Annotated in this window: 11 protein-coding genes, 1 pseudogene and 1 riboswitch; of the genes and pseudogenes, 5 read left to right on the forward strand and 7 right to left on the reverse strand. The window is 63.6% G+C overall.

What is annotated here, in order from left to right; all coding sequences use genetic code 11:
* The 5 genes and pseudogenes from Q0319_RS19265 to Q0319_RS19285 form a co-directional block, all read left to right on the forward strand.
* A pseudogene (locus Q0319_RS19265) lies at window positions 1-84 on the forward strand (tungsten ABC transporter substrate-binding protein); the annotation flags it as partial.
* An 814-nt stretch (window positions 85-898) separates the two neighbouring features.
* Window positions 899-2,059 carry an alpha-hydroxy acid oxidase gene (locus Q0319_RS19270; protein ID WP_299455277.1) on the forward strand — a complete coding sequence of 387 codons (1,161 nt, stop codon included), beginning with the start codon at window positions 899-901 and terminating at the stop codon, window positions 2,057-2,059.
* A gap of 90 nt (window positions 2,060-2,149) precedes the next feature.
* Window positions 2,150-3,118: a tripartite tricarboxylate transporter substrate binding protein gene (locus tag Q0319_RS19275; RefSeq protein WP_299455279.1), complete on the forward strand. Its 969-nt coding sequence runs from the start codon at window positions 2,150-2,152 to the stop codon at window positions 3,116-3,118.
* 309 nt (window positions 3,119-3,427) lie between these two features.
* Window positions 3,428-3,535: riboswitch (TPP riboswitch) on the forward strand.
* A gap of 125 nt (window positions 3,536-3,660) precedes the next feature.
* Window positions 3,661-5,574 carry a phosphomethylpyrimidine synthase ThiC gene (gene thiC, locus Q0319_RS19280; RefSeq protein WP_299455282.1) on the forward strand — a complete coding sequence of 638 codons (1,914 nt, stop codon included), beginning with the start codon at window positions 3,661-3,663 and terminating at the stop codon, window positions 5,572-5,574.
* A 210-nt stretch (window positions 5,575-5,784) separates the two neighbouring features.
* The gene (locus Q0319_RS19285; protein WP_299455285.1) at window positions 5,785-6,570 is read left to right on the forward strand and encodes a thiazole synthase; all 786 of its coding nucleotides are present in this window, start codon (window positions 5,785-5,787) and stop codon (window positions 6,568-6,570) included.
* A 4-nt stretch (window positions 6,571-6,574) separates the two neighbouring features.
* On the opposite strand, the gene Q0319_RS19290 is transcribed toward Q0319_RS19285, so the two are convergent.
* From Q0319_RS19290 to Q0319_RS19320, 7 genes are all read right to left on the reverse strand, one after another.
* The gene (locus Q0319_RS19290; RefSeq protein WP_299455288.1) at window positions 6,575-7,609 is read right to left on the reverse strand and encodes a hypothetical protein; all 1,035 of its coding nucleotides are present in this window, start codon (window positions 7,607-7,609) and stop codon (window positions 6,575-6,577) included.
* Entirely contained in the window at window positions 7,593-11,000 is a 3,408-nt protein-coding gene (locus Q0319_RS19295) for a YheC/YheD family protein (protein WP_299455292.1), read from the reverse strand. Before Q0319_RS19295 ends, Q0319_RS19290 begins: the two co-directional genes overlap by 17 nt.
* Before the next feature lie 35 nt (window positions 11,001-11,035).
* Window positions 11,036-12,199 (reverse strand): HlyD family type I secretion periplasmic adaptor subunit, encoded by a 1,164-nt coding sequence (locus Q0319_RS19300; protein ID WP_299455306.1) that lies wholly within the window; start codon window positions 12,197-12,199, stop codon window positions 11,036-11,038.
* Window positions 12,200-12,289: 90 nt separating this feature from the next.
* Window positions 12,290-14,491: a type I secretion system permease/ATPase gene (locus tag Q0319_RS19305; protein WP_299455295.1), complete on the reverse strand. Its 2,202-nt coding sequence runs from the start codon at window positions 14,489-14,491 to the stop codon at window positions 12,290-12,292.
* Entirely contained in the window at window positions 14,481-16,244 is a 1,764-nt protein-coding gene (locus tag Q0319_RS19310) for a TolC family outer membrane protein (RefSeq protein WP_299455297.1), read from the reverse strand. Before Q0319_RS19310 ends, Q0319_RS19305 begins: the two co-directional genes overlap by 11 nt.
* A gap of 86 nt (window positions 16,245-16,330) precedes the next feature.
* The gene (locus Q0319_RS19315) at window positions 16,331-18,172 is read right to left on the reverse strand and encodes a BapA/Bap/LapF family large adhesin (protein WP_363322298.1); all 1,842 of its coding nucleotides are present in this window, start codon (window positions 18,170-18,172) and stop codon (window positions 16,331-16,333) included.
* The coding region (locus tag Q0319_RS19320) for a hypothetical protein (RefSeq protein WP_299455303.1) at window positions 18,169-18,478 on the reverse strand (310 nt) is incomplete at its 5' end. The genes Q0319_RS19315 and Q0319_RS19320, both read right to left, overlap by 4 nt.

Raw genomic sequence — 18,478 nt, forward strand, 5'->3', positions numbered from 1 at the left:
GTCATCTCGCCCGCGGGGCAGCAAACCATTGCCAGCTACAAGATTGACGGCCAGCAGCTGTTTTTCCCGAATGCCAAGCCGTAACGCGTCGGGCTAAGTACCGCCGCATGAATGTCATGCCTGACTTGGTCTCGAATAATCATTTAATAATGTCGCATACACGTGTACCGGTCAGGCTGCTGAGCGAGTGTCTCAGCAACGGGTGCCATGATGGAAGCCTATGCGGGTGCCCTTGGTTGCCGAACAGGATTTTGATTCTAACTGGGGTGCTCAATTGTTACGGTACCATTCGGCGATACGTTGATGTTTTTCAGACATGCTCTGAATGGTCTGATCCCAAGGCATCGCCATTGGTTACGGCCAAACCTGCAAACCTCAATCTACCTGCAGGCAGAAGTGCGTCATGTAGTTTTCGCCAACCCTAAACACCACCATGTGACCACTAAAGCCGGTACCCACGAATATCACCTTATGTTCGGGACGGCATTCTGTTGGTGAAATGGGTGCCCGGGAGACTCTCGTTCCGGATTTCTACAAAAAGGCGCACCTACAGCAGCATACAGCCGCACTTCATACGGACGTAGCCGATTTCTTGGAGGGCTCCAGGAATCGGCAAAGCCGTTGTCTTGGATGTCCCGCGACTGACGTCCTCCTTCACACCTCCTAGCTTAGCAAGGCCACAGGGTTATCACGTAAGCATGCTTCCCTGGCCCGTTGCATAAACACAGCTTTTTCCCATCTCCGAGATAAGAAAAATTATCTCCCCTCGTAGAAGTTACTGCATTGAATGTGCATTCAATGTTGACCAAGAGATCGCGCGCACCCTAACATCAGCCGGAAGTTAGGCCGCTAAGAATCTGACGCTTAGCTTATCGAAGCTCATCTTTCCGATTCAAGAATGCATACTATTAAAGCAATAAGCATTGCAGAAGTCCAAGCGTTAGCGAAGAAGCGACTTCCTAAGGTCATTTACGATTATTTGGTTGGTGGAGCCGAAGATGAGGAGACATTAAATCGAAATACTGAAATATTTTCCCACTATGGGCTTCGACCAAGGCTACTTCAGGGCAATTTCCCTGCAGATACGTCCATTGAAGTTTTTGGGCAACGCCTTGCTGTTCCATATATAGTTGCCCCTACCGGACTCAACGGGATTTTTTATCACGACGGGGATTTGGCGCTAGCCGAAGCCTGTGCCGATGCAAACACAATTTTTTCGGTCTCCACTGCCGCCAACCATACTCTAGAACGGATAGCAACTTGCACCCCCGGAACCAAGTGGTTTCAACTTTATCCCTGGGGCGATGCAAAATTGGTAAGTCGGCTAGTGGAACGCGCAGAGATCGCAGGTTATAAAGCCTTAATAATTACCGTCGATTCACTCGTTCCGGGTAAGCGCGAACGCGATTTGCGTAACCAGTTTGCCCATCAAGTCAAACTTACACCACGAATTATTCTTGACGGATTACTACACCCGCACTGGCTAGCTTCCGTTTGGCTACGCGGTGGCATGCCGCGCGTCGAAAACCTCTCTGAGTTTCTTGGGCCTACAGCTACGGCCAAACAACTTGCCGACTTTACCCGTGCCCAGCGCAATCCAAACTTTTCTTGGAAAGAGGTTAGGTCTATTCGCCAACGCTGGAAAGGTCCGATGCTAATAAAAGGCGTGCTTACACCGGAAGATGCGAAACAGGCCCTCGAGGAAGGAATTGAGGGCATTGTGGTATCAAACCACGGCGGACGCCAGCTTGATGGAACCTACTCCACGATAGAAGCACTTCAGGACATTCGAGCCTCATTGGGTGCGAGTCCGACGGTTATTGTAGACGGAGGATTTCGAAGGGGGTCACACATTCTAAAAGCTCTCGCACTCGGGGCAACGGCAGTCATGCTAGGGCGGGCACCGCTTTTCGGACTAGCTGCCGCCGGTAAGATCGGCGCGGCGCGTGTATTCGAAATTCTGAATGATGAGATTTCTAGAACCATGAACCTAATGGGAGTTCGCTCAATTCGAGACGTTGGTGCGAACCATATTCGGGTGCTGAACAAACACTATTAACGTTCAAACAAAAAGAAGGGGTAAATCAACCGACCTGCCCATCAAATCACGGTGAAGCGTGGCTATATAGAATCGTAAGAGGAGACACGTATGAGAAGCTTGTTCCGTACGCTAATACCTGTTCTTTTGCTGTTGGGAGGCGCAGCGCAGGCTGCTCAAGATTCCTATCCTACTCGTCCAGTCGATGTCGTAGTACCGATAGCGCCGGGGGGCAGTAACGATATCGTTGCTCGCGCACTTGCTGAGCAACTCTCCAAGATTTTGGGCCAATCGTTTGTCGTGAGCAATCGCCCGGGCGGATCAGGAATTATCGGCCTTAGCTATGTTGTAAATGCTCCAGCCGACGGTTATACGCTCGCCATATCACCCGCCGCCTTCATCGCCACAAACCCTAGTCTGTTCAAGTCCCTGCCGTATGACTCAGAGAAGGATTTCGCGCCAATTGCCAATGTGGTTACGGCGCCTCGTGTTCTCGTGGTGCGGAGCAATTCCAAGTATAAAACGGTGGCAGCTCTCGTCGCTGACGCGAAGCGCAATCCGGGTAAATTGAATTATGGCTCGGGTGGCGAAGGAACTCCTCATCATTTAGGGGGTGTCCTCTTCGCCGATCAAAATGGGCTAGAGTTGGTTCATGTACCCTATAAAGGCGGCGCTCCCGCCATGAACGATCTTCTTGCAGGTCATATCGACATGATGTTTGCCGCAGCGTCCGAGGTCAAACCTTATGTGGAGTCGGGCCGCATTCGCGCCCTGGCCATCGCTGGAAAAGAAAGGTCTGCGATATTGCCTGACGTGCCCACCACGACCGAAATCGGTTTTGGAGATCTCGAACTTAGCACATGGACTGGCCTCTTTGGGCCCGCCGGCATGCCGCAGGCGGCAATCGAGCGCCTGAACGCTGCCATCAACAAAGCATTAAAAGGAGACCTCGGCGAACGTTTCAAGACGTTGGGTTATACGCCGATTGGAGGGACTCCTGAGGAGTTCAAGGTTCAAATTCAGAAAGATATAAAGATGTTTGAACGGTTAATAGAAAAATCGGGAATTAAAAAGCAGTAGCCAATGTTAGCTGCGACCAGGCCATTGCCAAAGATTGGCAATGGCTTGGTGTGGTGGCCAATCGGGTGACGCCCCGCAGCCCAAGAACCAGTACCTCGCAACCGCTTGGCCAAGCACCCCGCCCTCAGGCGCACCAGGGGATAGGCCCATTCTGCCAGATTCAGGTGTTCTCTTAATTTGCGGATGGCCAGGTTAACGGCCCCTCGTGAGTATCCCCTGAAACGCTCGAGCGTTTGCTCCACTTACGCCCATGCTGCGGCGCAGAACTTGCCCGCATTGGACAATCCCCGCCGCCCGCCTATACTTACACCCGCGACGCAGGGGTACTCATCGCCGGAACGGCCGGTGATGGGTTGAGATGAAACCCTCAGCACCTGTACGGATAATGCCGATGCAGGGAGCGTTTTCCGGCGGAACTCCGTTCCCGGCCAGGCTCCCGCCAGGCCGCCAGCTCTACCCGCCGCCTGGCCGTCTCGGCCGTGGCACTCCCGGAAAATTCCTTCCTTCGTTCGGCTCCGGAAACCTTTTTCCTTGGAGCTCCCATGAACGCCAATCCCAAGTTCCTCGCAGCGACGGCGCAGGTCGACCAAGCCGCCATCCAGCCGCTGCCCAAGTCCCGCAAGATTTACGAACAGGGGTCGCGGCCCGACATCCGCGTGCCTTTCCGGGAAATCGAGCAATCTGACACGCCGACTTCGTTCGGCGGCGAGAAGAATCCGCCCATTACCGTCTACGACACGAGCGGCCCTTATACCGATCCGGACGTGAAGATCGACATCCGGTCGGGCCTGCCGCCGCTGCGCGAGAAATGGATCGAGGAGCGCGGCGACACGGTCCAGCTCGACGGCCCGAGCAGCGAGTACGGCCGCCAGCGCCTGGCCGACCCCAAGCTGGCCGAGCTGCGCTTTAACCTGCACCGCGCCCCCCGCCGCGCCAAGCCCGGTGCGAACGTGACGCAGATGCACTATGCCCGCCGCGGCATCATCACGCCCGAGATGGAATTCGTGGCCATCCGCGAGAACCTGCGGCGTGAGAAGTACCTCGAGTCGCTGCGCGCAAGCGGCCCGCAGGGCCAGCGCATGGCGGAACTACTGTGCCGGCAGCATCCCGGCCAGTCTTTCGGCGCGTCCATACCCGAACGCATTACGCCGGAATTCGTGCGCGACGAAGTCGCGCGCGGCCGCGCCATCATTCCTGCCAACATCAACCACCCGGAAAGCGAGCCGATGATCATCGGCCGCAATTTCCTGGTGAAGGTCAACGCCAACATCGGCAACTCGGCCGTCACCTCGTCCATCGCGGAGGAAGTCGAGAAGATGACCTGGGCCATCCGCTGGGGCGGCGATACGGTCATGGACCTCTCCACCGGCAAGCACATCCACGAGACGCGCGAGTGGATCATCCGCAATTCCCCGGTACCCATCGGCACGGTGCCCATCTACCAGGCGCTGGAGAAGGTCGACGGCAAGGCCGAGGAGCTGACCTGGGAAATCTTCCGCGACACGCTCATCGAGCAGGCCGAGCAAGGGGTGGACTACTTCACCATCCACGCCGGCGTGCGCCTGGCCTACGTGCCGCTCACCGCCAAGCGCATGACGGGCATCGTTTCGCGCGGCGGCTCCATCATGGCCAAGTGGTGCCTCGCCCATCACAAGGAAAGCTTCCTGTACGAGCATTTCGAAGAGATCTGCGAAATCATGAAGGCCTATGACGTGAGCTTCTCGCTCGGCGACGGCCTGCGCCCCGGCTCGATCTACGATGCCAACGACGAAGCGCAGCTCTCGGAACTGCGCACCCTGGGCGAGCTGACGCAGATCGCATGGAAGCACGATGTGCAGGTCATGATCGAAGGCCCGGGCCACGTGCCCATGCACATGATCAAGGAAAACATGGACCTGCAGCTGGAATACTGCCATGAGGCCCCCTTCTACACGCTCGGCCCCTTGACCACCGACATCGCGCCCGGCTACGACCACATCACCTCGGGCATAGGCGCCGCGCAGATCGGCTGGTACGGCACGGCCATGCTCTGTTACGTCACGCCCAAGGAACACCTGGGCCTGCCGAACAAGAAGGACGTCAAGGACGGCATCATTACTTACAAGATCGCCGCCCATGCCGCGGACCTCGCCAAGGGGCACCCCGGCGCGCAGATTCGCGATAATGCGCTGTCGAAGGCGCGCTTCGAGTTCCGCTGGGAAGACCAGTTCAACCTCGGCCTAGACCCGGATACCGCCAAGGACTTCCACGACGAGACCCTCCCCAAGGACTCGATGAAAGTCGCGCACTTCTGCTCCATGTGCGGCCCGCACTTCTGCAGCATGAAGATCACGCAGGACGTGCGCGAATACGCCGAGCAGCAGGGCCTGAGCGAAACCGAGGCCCTCTCCAAGGGCATGCAAGAGAAGGCCGTGGAGTTCGTCAAGAAAGGCGCGGAGATCTATCACCGCTCATGAGGCGCGCCGGAGCGCGCGGGGCGCCTTGATACACTGGATGCAGTGTAGCTATGACGGCGCCCTGCGCCCGCGCAAGCGTGCGGTGGCGAAACCGGGGTCCCGGCCCGGCCAGGACCCGGCCCGCTGCCGGTGTGCCCCACGGCCAGCCCGGCCGCGCCGGCCGCACGCCCCCATGAGACACCGCATACATCCCGCATTCAGGATTCAACCATGACAGACACCTTCACCCTTGCCGGCAAGGCCTATTCCTCGCGCCTGCTCGTCGGCACCGGCAAGTACAAAGACTTCGAACAGACCAAGGCGGCCATCGACGCCAGCGGCGCCGAAATCGTCACCGTGGCCATCCGCCGCACCAACATCGGCCAGAACGCCAACGAACCCAGCCTGCTCGACTACCTGCCGCCGAGCCAATACACCATCCTGCCCAACACCGCCGGCTGCTACACCGCCGAAGAGGCCGTGCGCACACTGCGCCTGGCGCGCGAACTGCTCGACGGGCACGACCTGGTCAAGCTCGAGGTGCTGGGCGACCCGCATACCTTGTTCCCCAACATGCCCGAGACCCTCAAGGCGGCGGAAACGCTCGTCAAGGAGGGCTTCAAGGTCATGGTGTACTGCACCGACGATCCCATCCAGGCACGCATGCTGGAAGAGATCGGTTGCGTCGCGGTCATGCCGCTGGCTTCGCTGATCGGCTCGGGCATGGGCATCCTCAACCCGTGGAACCTGCGCCTCATCATCGAGCAGGCCAAGGTACCCATCATCGTGGATGCCGGCGTGGGCACGGCTTCGGACGCGACGGTGGCGATGGAGCTGGGCTGCGACGGCGTGCTGATGAATACCGCCATCGCCGCCGCCAAGGACCCTGTGCTGATGGCCAGCGCGATGAAGAAAGGCGTCGAGGCCGGGCGCGAAGCCTACCTGGCGGGACGCATGCCCAAGAAGCTGTACAGTGCGTCGCCGAGCTCGCCCATGACCGGGCTTATCCAGTCCTAAAAGCTCAACGCTTCTCCGCCGGCGCCGGTTGGAGCTTGAGCTGCAAGAAGCGGCGCAGCTCTTCAGAAGCCGGCGCCCGCGCGGCGTGCTCGCCCGCCACGCGCTGCACGACAGACCAGATCACCGCATCCAGGGCAGCGTCGTGCCGCTGCGCACGCGTCCATTCCGAAGGCGAGCGGCCGCGCTCGCGCCCGATGCGCTCGCTCTCCGCGCGCAAGGCGCGGAATAAATCCCGCATGAAGGCGACGCCATGCAGGCGGTCGTCCGGAATGACCGGCGTGCCATCCACGTACCGCAGCCGGGCCGCGGCCGCCGGTATCTCGAATCGCCCCGCCGGGTCCAGCAGGGCAGCCAATCGATTCCACATCAAACCGGCCCGATAGCTCTCGCGCGTGACGGCGAGCAGCGCTTCGCTCGTGGCCGGCAACGGCTGGGCCGCCCCCACGCCCTTGCGAAAGGCGGCCTCCGCCCAACGGGCCGTGCCCTCGCGCAACCAGGCGCGCTGGATGGGCGTATGGGCGTAGTGATAGAGGTGGAAAAGTTCGTGCGCAGGCGTTAGGTTGCGTGGTTGCAGCGCTGCGGACACGTGGAACCGCAACACGCAGCCGCGCGCACCCGGATCGAAATACGGTTCGCTAAAGGCCTCGCCGTTGTACTTCTGCTTGGCCAGCACGAACGCCTGGATGGCCACCACGTCGCGGTAGCGGGGAAACGCCGCCACGCCCGAAGTCTGGAAAAAATGGTTGTACAACGTGGCTGCGGCCTGCAACTGCACGGCCATGTCCTGGATCTTGTCGGCCTGGCCGTCTCCGTCCCGATCGTCGGCATGGGGCGCACGCCGGATGTCGGCATCGGAAAAATAGAGGGTCACGGCGCCGGCCTGGCGCGCCTGGTCGAGCCCGGGAGGGACCGGGCGCACATTGCCTTGCCGCTGGCAAGCCCAGGCCGAGGCACTCCACAGCGCCGCCAGCAGCAGTGCCAGCCCTCCGGCGCGCCGCAGCGCACCGCCCTGGGACGAGCGTTCAGCGTAATTGCACATCGTCGGCATCTATGCGGGCAATAGGTTCGACCGACACCCCCCGCGCCTGCGCGGAAGGCAGCCTCTTGGCGATCAGCTCCAACAGATGGGAGACCGCGTGCGGGGCGCCCGCGAGCTCGGCCTCGAGTCTGCCGTCATCGGTGTGCCGTACCCAGCCGCGCATGCCGTGCACGCTGGCCTGCTTCCACGCCCAGCGGCGGAAATCCGCGCCCCGCGTGCGGCCCTCGACCACCACGCGCACCGCCCGCTCCTGCCGCTCGTCCGGCCGCAGCTGCGGGAAATACGCCTCCAGCAACGCGCCCGCGACGTCTCGGGCGGGCCCTTCCAACGGGAAATGCTGCAGGCCGAACTCGTTGTTCGTGTTGACTTCGATGATGGTCCAGGCCTGCTCGTGGGGCGAACGGGAAATGTCTTCGGCGATCAGGTCCAGGCCGGCATGGAAGGGGTTGAACACCGCCTGCCGCGCGCGCACCGCGATCGGCGCCCAATCGGGGTGAACCGCATCAGTCACATCGCGGCTTTCGCCGCCCGAGCCGATGTTCGCGATCGAATGCAAGGGCACGTGCTGCCCCGCTGCCGGACGCGAATCCCCGCTCAAGCCCTGGGCCGCGAGATTGCGCCGCATCATCGGCGTCAACACGATGGGCTTGGCGCCAAGAAAGGGGTTGTGCTGCCGCGCTTGGTTCTTCAGCTCGACCAGCTCGTCGATGGTATGGATGCCGTCGCCCGTGAGGTAGGCAGGCACGCGCTGCGTGACCGTACAGATGGCATTGCCGATCACGAACACGCGGTAATCATTGCCGGCCCAATATCCTTCCACAATGACCTCGGAAGCCCGGACGTCCCGCGCCATCAGCCACGCCGCATCGAAGTGCTCCCGGGTGCGGATGTCGGAGGTCACCCCTAGGCCGCCGGAGCCGACGAGCGGCTTGACCACGACCGGCCTCCCCAGCCGGCGCGCGTACTTCCACGCCTCCTCCGCCTTGTCGATGGGAAAGACCCGGCCTTCGGGCGTCGATATCCCCGCCGCCGCGAGCAGCCGCTTGGTCCAACTCTTGTCGTTCGTCGCGCGGCGGGCGACATGGCTGGTCAGGTGGGGCATGCCGTGCGCAAAGCCGAGCCGGGCCTCTCCCGCCGAGATGATGGTGACCACGGCGTTCACCGAGGTGCATTCGAGATTCCGGGCGTAGGCCGCCTGCTTGAGCAACACGCGCTGCAGCGAATAATCGCGCGCCAGCGACGCGCCGTCGCAAGGCGAGCGATAGAGGCGCGCCGGGCGGATGGTCGGCGCCTCGGCCAGCATCTCCCGGTTCGCGCGCAGGCGTGCCACGGCCACTTCTGCCAGGCGGGCAGGCAGGTCGGCGGCCGGACGGCCGTAGGCGGGGAAGCACGGGGTGGCGACGGCGGGATCTGAATTTACTTCGATCACCCAGGCATTACCGTCCCCGGCATCGGCACGGAAGTCGCGGATGATCACGTCCAGCCCAACCTGGATGGCGCCCGGCAATGCGCGCCAGCACGCCTCCGCCATGCGGAGAATGGAAGGATGCAGGACGTCCAGCACGGCGACGCTCTCGCCGCCTTGGCCCACGTTGGAGGTCGTGCCCAGGCGCACGTACTCTCCGGCGGCAGGCACCGCGTCGAGCGGCCGGCGGTCGATGCGATGCAGGTAGTCGAGCGCCTCGATGGGATACAGCCTGAAGACTGGATTACGTTTGCGCGCTTCGTTCTTGCGCGCAATCAGCTGGGCGATGGTGCTGCGGCCGTCCCCGATCACGTGGGCAGGCAGGCGGCAGACAGCGGCCGCGACCCGCCCTTCCACGACGAAGATGCGCACTTCATCGCCGACGACGAAGTCTTCGACCACCTTGCTCTTTCCCCGGGCGGCATGCCACGCGTAGCGGAAATCTTCCTCCGTGGCGACGTTGGCCGTCACGCCCTTGCCACCCGAGCCCTTGAGCGGCTTGACCACCTGCGGCGCGACGCCCACCCGCGAGCGGAAGTAGGCCAGCGCGGCATCGAAGTCGTCGAAGACGCGTCCTTCCGGCACCGGAATGCCCGCACCCGCCAAGACTTTCTTCGTGGCCGCCTTGTTCAAGGTGATGGCGCGCAATGCCACCGACACGTCCGGACTGTTGGGCGAGAACACGCATGGCGGCCCCTCTCCTGCCGAAAGCTCGACGTGGGTGTTGCCCGCCATGGAAAACGACAGCCCCCGCCGCTCTCCCTCCACGCGCAGCATGCGATAGATTGGATTGCCGGCGCGGGGGGCAAGGTAGTATGAGTTGACGTAGGTATTGGCGCCCTCGCGCATGATGCTGCGCAGGGTTTCGCGGTTCTCGGGCGTCGCCGCTTCAATCGCCGGGCCGGTCTCGATGCCGAGCAGGTACTTGTAGTAATCGAGCTTGATGGGCGCCGCCGTCTCCAGGCATCCCTTGAGCCCCGGATAGCTATTCGCTTCGAACAGGCGCAGCTCGCCATCCTGGATGCCGAAGTCGCAGCCGAGCGCATCCAGCGCCTCACCGTGGCGGGCAGACAGGACCTCCGCCACGCGATAAGCGGCCTCTTCCAGCCGCACCATCAAATCATGCACCTGCGTGCGGCTGTATTGCGTGGCCAGGAATGTGCGCGGATCGTGCTGCTGGCCGCCAGTGGCCAAATTGGAGGTGACGCGGTTGCCGCTCGCCCGGACGTACATGGCCGCAGCCGTCCACCGCCCGCCCGCGCCGCGGAACAGCGGCACGCGCACGTCGAAGGGGCCGGCCTGCGTGCGGCTGGCGAAATACTCCTGCATCATGTAGCCGCGGGCCTTGAACTGCTCGGCGCGTGCCAGAAAGGCGGCTTCATCGAGAAGCTCGACGCCGGCATCGCTCGCCAAGCGAATCCCGCCGTCTACCCGTTCGGCCACGAAAATCCCACGCCCCCGGCTGCCCACGTACGGCTTGAGCACCATGGCCCCGTCGCGCAGGCGCTCGAGCAAGTCCCGCGGTTCGATCGAACCATAGGGCAGCAACAGGGCGAGCGTGCGGGGATCCGTGCCCAGGATGCGCAGGACGGCGCGCTTGCCGCCCAACAGCGGCGTGGTCAGGCGCGCTCGCTGCTTGAGATCCTGCCACAGTCTCAATTGCGAAGCGGAGGTGGGCGGCGCGTTGTCGATGACGACGGGCAGCTCGTACTCGCCCTCGACCCAGGCCCCATCGCGGAACAAGAAACCGCGCGCGCGCGTCGCGCCGACGGCAAGGTCCCGATAGCTGAAATAGCAGACTGCTATGCCCTCGTCCGCACACAGGCGCGCAATGTGCCCGATCTCGGAAAACGGGCGGGCGGCATAGCGGAGCATGCCGACCCGGTACGACGAAGGGGGTTCCCGCAAGACCGTTTCTCCCGCCATCCCATCGGTTTCCATCGAGCGCGGTGCCGGATTCGTCAGCGCTCGCGCAGCGCCTCGCGCGCGCGGTTCATGGGTTTGATCAAATACTCGAAAACCGTCTTTTGGCCCGTCCGGATGTCCACCGTCGCGATCATCCCCGGTACGATGGGAAACCGTTTGCCGGCCTTATTGACCAGGGCGTCGGTGGAAGTCCGGATGAATACCCGGTAATAGTAGACCTCGGGCTTGACCTCGTCCTGGATGGTGTCCGGCGAGATCGTGGTCACGACGCCGTCCAAGGCGCCATACACGGAATAATCGTAGGCGGTGATCTTGACCGTCGCCTCCTGGCCGGGGTGGATGAAGGCGATGTCCTGCGGCGAAATCCGCGCCTCCACCAGCAGCTGGTCTTCCACCGGCACGATCTCCATCAGCATCCCATTGGGCGGCACCACGCCGCCTTTGGTCGTGACGCTGATCTGCTTGACCACGCCGCGCACCGGCGAGCGCAGCGTCAGCCGGGTGAGCGAATCCGCGCGCCCTTTCACCACCGACGACAACGCCTTGACCTCGGCCTGCGCCTTGGTGAGCTCATCGCGTGCACGCACACGGTACTCGGAGCGCAGTTCGCTGATCTTGAGCTCGAGGTCGGCAGCCTGGCGCCGCAGGCGGATGACTTCCACATCGCTCGCCGCCCCGGCCTTCACCAGCGATTCAGTCATCGCCAGCTCGCGCCGGACCAGCTGCAGCGACTGCTGCACCAAGGCCACCGACTGCTCCAGGCTGCGCTTGCGCGCCTCGAACAGCTGCGACTCGGCGGCGATCAGCTCGGGATAGGGCTTGAGCTCGTCCGGAAAGCGGGGCCGGGTTTCATCCACCTCCGCGCGCAGGCGGGCCACGCTCGCGAGCGCCGCGCGATAGCGCGCCGCGCTCTCCTCCACGTTGGATCCGATCTTGGTGGGGTCGAGCTGCGCGAGCACCTGGCCCTGCTCGACGATATCGCCTTCGGCCACGTTCAATTCGGCCAGGATGCCGCCTTCGAGCGACTGGATGACTTGTTCGCGCGAGGTGGGGATGACCTTGCCAGTGCCCGAAGATACCTCGTCGATCACGCCGAAAAAGCTCCACACGAGCAGCACGGCAAACAGGGTGACGATCACCCATATGATGCGTTCCGAGCGCACGATGACCGCATCATCGCCGTCCCCATGGGCATCCATGCCACGGCGCTTGCGCGGTGCGCCGCCGAAGGAGGGAAACGAGAGAAAAGAGGGGAGCGCTATGCTCTTCATGACCATCCCTTGCGTGCTTTATATCGCCGCCAGGCGCGCCTTGGACCGGCGGTTCAACTCCGCGATCACTTCTTCCTTGGGGCCGTCCAAGGCAATCGCGCCGTTGTCCACCACGATGATGCGCTGGACCACGCTCAACAGGCTCGTCCTGTGCGTCGCCACGACCAGCGTGCGTCCAGCCTCGAGCGAAGCCAGGTGGCGAATGAAGCGCTTCTCCGTCGTTTCGTCCATGCTTGCGGTCGGCTCGTCCAGCAACAACACGCGCGGATCACGCAGCAGCAGGCGCGCCAGCAGCAGGCTCTGCCGCTGCCCGCCGGAGAGCCCCACGCCGCCTTCCTGCACCATGTGGTCGAGCCCTTTCGGAAGCCGGCGCAAGTAATTCAGCGCGCCGGTCCACTCGAGCACCTGCAGGATGCGCTCGTCGCTCGTGCGCGGGGCACCCAGCACCAGGTTGTCGCGCAAGGTGCCGTGGAACAGCCGCGCATTCTGGGTCAGGATGCCGATGTCCCGCCGCACGTCCGCCGGATCGATGTGCGACAGCCGCACGCCGTCGAGCAACACCTCGCCCGAAGCGGGCTCGAGCAGGCCGGCCATGGCTTGCAGCAAGGTCGACTTGCCCGCGCCATTGCGCCCCAGCACCGCGATGCGCTCGCCCGGCTGGATGCGCAGGTTCTTCACCTGCAGGATGATCGGGCTATCGGGGGTGTAGCGGAACGCCGCACCGTCGAACTGGAAGGCACCTTGGATCGCCGGGCGGTGGATGCGCTGCTCGTGCTCGGGCTGGTCCACCGGCAGCTGCATGATTTGGTCCACGCTATTCATGCCGAGCTTGGCTTGCTGCCACTTGCCCAGCAGCTGCGCCACGCGCGCCATGGGGCCCATCATCCGCGAGGAAAGAATGGAAGCCGCCACCAGCACGCCCGTGGTCATGTCACCGTCGATGACGCGCGGCGCGCCAAAGAAGATCACGGTCGCAAACACGCCGGTCTGCACGGTCTGGGACCAACCCACCAGCGTGTTGGTCAAGGACCGCGTTTTCAGGTTGGCCTCGGCCGTGACCGCGTTGTAGTGGTTCCAGAGGTGCTGGAAGCGGTCCTCGGCCTGCATGGTCTTGATGTCTTCGTTGCCCTGCACCGCCTCCACCAGCATCGCATGCCGCAGCGAAGCCTCGCGCGTAGCCGTCTGGGCATACTCGCGCAGGCGCCGCTGGGCGAGCAAGCCGGGCGCGACCATCAGCACCATGGCCGCGAGCGGAACCGCCACCAGGGATCCGGCGAGGTGCCAGAACACGACCAAGAACAAGATGAAGAACGGCACGTCGGCAATCGCCGTCACCGTCGTGGACGTCATCATCTCGCGTATGGACTCGAGGTCGCGCAATTGCGAGATGAAGGTGCCGGTCGAAGCCGGCCGGGCGGTATTGCGCACGCGCAGCGCATGGCCGAACACGCGGTCCGAAATGCGCATGTCGGCGCGCTTGCCGAGCAGGTCGGTCACGGTGCTGCGCACGCGCCGCAACACAAAATCGAAGCCCAAGGCCACCAGCACGCCGATGAACAGAACGTACAGCGTCGGCATCGAACTGGCGGGCACCACCCGATCGTACACCTGCATGGAGAACAGCACGGTGGAGAGCGTCAGGATGTTGGCGACCAGCGACCCGGCCATGATGTGCCAATAGGGCCGCATGTCCCCCAGGACGATGGCGCGCAGCCAATGAGGCTTGTAGGGTGCGATGTACGCATCGACGCGCGCATCCGGCACCCCGCCGAGCGGGCGCATCACGGCCACCCATTCGACTTGGGACTGCAAGGCATCCAGCGCGACGCGCGTGCGTTGCCCATCGTCGCCACTGTATGCGATGCTGGCCGTTCCGTCGGAGGCGATGGCCTCGAGTACGCCCACCTGGCCGTCACGGGTCCTCACCGTCACCGGCAGGCGCCAGGTGGAAATCGCTTCCAGTGCCTCGGGATCCCGCACCAACGACAAACCCAGCCCGGCCCGGCGGGCAAGATCGCGCAGGGCCTGCTCTTCGTCCTGCCCTTCATCCGCCCACCTGCGGGCAATGCGCAGCGACTCGGGCGAACACGGAAGCCGGTAATGCCGGGCGACCGCGAGCACCGCCTCTCGCCAGGCGCGTTCCCGATGCTCGGCCCCGGGCTGCGGAGCCTCGCCGCCGGCCGCCGCCGGATCCTGCACTGCGCTGGTGTTATTCATCATAGGCATTCCCGGCCACGCGCACGGCATCTTCCAGGCCAAACGCCCGGCGCATCGCGCCCGTGGCATAGAGACAATCCAAACTCAACTCCAGCAGCTCGTACTTCGTGTTGATTTGATCGAAGCGCGACTGGTGGAACTCCTGCTCCGCGTTCAGCAGATCGATCAGCGAGCGCGTTCCCAGCGCCAGGTATTGCTGGCGATATAGCTCCTTGGCTTCGCCGATGGATTGACGCCGGCCGTCCAGCACAGCCAGGCGGTCGGCCAGCCCGGAGGTTTGCTCGCGGGCTTCCGTCAAGGCCTGCATCACGGAGAGCCGGGCGTTGTCGCGCGCCGCGTCCGCAGCGCGCAGGGCGTGTTCGGCAGCTGCGCTGCGGGCGCTGAGCGCGCCGCCCTGGTACACGTCCATGGACACGTTCAGCGCGAGCATGAAATCGTCCCGGCGCGTCGCATTGCCGTTGAACGCGCGCCCTACGCCGGCGTCCAGGGAAAGCGTGGGCCAGCGGTTGGCGCGTGCCGCCTCCAGCAGCGCCTTCGCCCGCTCGTGTTCCGCTTCCGCAACTTTCAAGGCCGGAACCTCGGACCAATCGAGCTCGTCCGCCCTGCAGGCGCCCTCCAGCTCCGGCGTACGGTCGACGGAGAGCTGGGGCAGCGTGGCTACGCCCAGCAGCGTGCGCAGCACGCCGCGCCAACGCGCCAGCTGCGACGCGTATTGCAGCGCAATGGACTGCGATGCCGAGACACGGGATTGCGTCTGCATGACGTCCGAACGCGTGCTCGCGCCGCTCTCATGGCGTGTCTTGACCAGCTGGCTAATCTCGGAGACCCCTTTTACCTGGTCGCGCGCGGCAGCCTCGAGCTCCTCATAGCGCTTGACTTCGATGGCCGCCCTGGCGGCCTCGGCCGCGACCTGCTCGACGGCCATCGACACCCGCGCCTGGCTCACGCGTGCGGCGGCCTGCGCGGCAGAAACGCTGCTGCTGACCTTGCCGAAGTCGTACAGCATCTGCGACGCCGACACGCTCAGGCGGCGGATCTGGCTATCGGCCGAAGCGTTGGTATTGTCGCGGCCCGCCCGAAAGCCCGTCGAGACCCGGGGGTAGTAGCCCGCCCGCGCCACGGCAATCTCTTCGTCGCTTTGATTGAGCCGCCCCAGGGCTTCCGCGATGTTCGGATGCCAGCTGACGGCTTGGCGCGCCACGTCGGCCAGCGTCAACGCGGCAGCGTTCCCGCCCTTGGCCACCTCGCTCGCCAGCACGACCCCTGCATTCGGGCGGCTTTGCACCAACCGGCTCGCTGCAACCGAAGGCGCGAGCGGCCCCAGCCGTTCGGGATCGGGGTGGCGCGCGATGCGCCTGTCCTCGGCAGACTTATCTGCCGACTTTTCGACCGGTTTATCGGCCGCCTTTTCGGCCACCTTATCCGCAGGCCTGTCGCTGTTGGCCGGTGCGGAAGCCCCTGCCGGTGCCCCGGCCAACTGGGGCGACTGCGCCGGTGCGGACCCGGCCACCAACGGACGATGGGATCCGAGAGGCGGCCCCTCCACCACCCCGTTCATCGACGATGAAGGGACGTACACTCGCTTCTCGATGACCCAACGCCCGGCGGGCGCGGCTTGCGCGCGGGCGGCGCCCGTGGCTGCCTGCGGGCCTGCCCAGCCATGCATGGCGCCCTGCGCGCCCGCGTCAGCCGCGTCGGCAAGCCTGACAGACAACAGCCCGGCCACGAGCAAGGCCGCGCGGCATGAACCTCTCATGAATACTCCCGGCAACTTCTGACGCGAACGGCCGGCCCTGGAACCCCAGGACCGGCCGCTCATCGGATCAACGATCGGCGCGACGATCAGATGCCCGACACATCATGCTGAGACCACGCCTGGTCTTCCGGATCCTCCGTATACGCGGAGGCTATCACAGACGGCTCAGTCTCGGTGGAGGCCGACGCGATGGCCGGGCCTTCGCTGGACTCCCCGGCGAGATACGACTCGACCGGATCCGCCTCAGGCTTCAACACATCTTCCAACGCGACATCATCTTCATCGCCCTGGTCGTCGTCCGCATCGTCACCGTCATCGTCCAGGCCATCGAGCGGCACCGAATGCGCGACGATGAGCTCGTCGCCGGACTCTGACCCCGGTGCAGGCTGCGTGTTGTTCGTCTCGCCGATGTTGACGGTGATCGTGCCTTCCGACACCTGGCCGTTGGCGAAGTGCAGCTGGTACGTGAATACGTCGGCCTGTTCGATGGCGTTGATATCCGCCTTCGGCTCGTACGTCCAGCTACCGTCCGCGTTCATGGTCAGGGTGCCATAGTCGCCTTCCAGCACGACCGGATCGACGCCGGGGAACTTGACGGTAGCACCGTCCTTGACGCTGACCGCGACCGGACCGTCGACCGACGTATCGATGCCCGAAGCCTCGAGTACGTTGCCTTCGGCCGGCGTGACGCCACCGACGCTTACCTGGTCGTAATGCGTCACGTGTTGCGTCATGTCCACGCTCACCGAGCCCGGCAACGTGATGGCGGAGGCGTTCTCCACGATCAGCCTGTACTCGCCCGGCTGCAGGTCGTCGATGTGTGCCGTGATGCGCGTCGGCAGGAGGCCAATCAGGTCGATCAGGCCGCCCGCTTCCGAACCGCCAACCTTCACCCAATTGCCGCCCTCGTCCTTGGACTCGAGCGTGAACTTGAGCCCGTTGAGCAACGACGCCAGGCCAGAACCCGTGATGTCCAGGTCGACCGAGGACGTCGTTCCCTCTTCAACCGTGAACACATGGGTGCCCGAAGTGTTGCCCAGGACGATGCCAAGCGCGCCGAGCGCCCACGAGTACTCGATGACATCGGCTTGGTCCACCTGCTCGACCGTGTTCTCGACGATCACCGACGCGTCGCCCGAGTCCGCCGCCGCAGGCGTGACGACCGCATCCTGGCCAGGATTCGCATCGTCCCACTCCAGTTCGACCTGGTCGCTGTCCAGGCGCACATAGAGCTTGGCCTCGTCTTCGCTGCCGTTCGGATGCACCAGCTTGTAATCGAAGACGTCGACCTTGCCCACGTTTGCAGCGTTGTCGGCGTTGGGCTGGTAGGTATAGCTGCCGTCGGGCATGACGGTCAGCGTACCGTACAGGCCGGCGATCACCGTGCCGGCGGCATCGGGCGTCACATAATCGCCATCCGCGTTCTTGACCTGCAGCACGGCTGCGTCATCCGGACCAAGGTCATCGGGCGATCCGCCTGGGCCGGGATCCGTGAGCAGATTGCCGGACGCAGGCTCGACATTGGTCACGTCGAACTCGACGAGGCTCGTCCGATCCAGCGTCATGCTCCAGTCGGCTTGCTGCACGAGCGAAGCCAAGCCGTTGCCGCCATAGACCACGCGGTACTGGCCAGCGGGCAAATCGTGCGCCTCGACCCGCATCTCGTCACCGAACAGGCCGAGCAAGTCGATCAGGTTGGCATCCCGGGTCTCGGAAACATTCACCCACTCACCGTCTTGCATGACTTGGAGGGTGACGAAAGCCCCACCCAGCACGCCCAGCAGGCTGCCGCCATCCAACGAGAACGACAGGTCGCCCGTCGTGCCGTCGTCGATGGTGAAGTAGTGCGATTCGGAAACCTCGCCTATGCGCAGGAGCAGCGTGTCCGAGCCGGATTCTTCCGTGGTGCCGAGGTCGCGCGGGCTCAGTTCGAGCTTGGCCGTCGCAACATCGTCATGGGCGTCGACGTCAGAGTCGGCATCGGCATCAGCATCGGCGTCAGCATCAGCATCAGCATCAGCATCAGCATCAGCATCAGCATCAGCATCCGCATCAGCGTCGGCATCGGCATCGGCATCCGCATCCGCATCCGCATCAGCATCTGCATCAGCATCAGCATCAGCATCAGCATCAGCGTCGGCATCGGCATCCGCATCCGCATCAGCATCAGCATCAGCATCAGCATCAGCATCAGCATCAGCATCAGCATCAGCATCAGCATCAGCATCAGCATC

Origin of the sequence: uncultured Pigmentiphaga sp. (assembly GCF_937950555.1) — a bacterium.
Lineage (GTDB): Bacteria > Pseudomonadota > Gammaproteobacteria > Burkholderiales > Burkholderiaceae_B > Pigmentiphaga.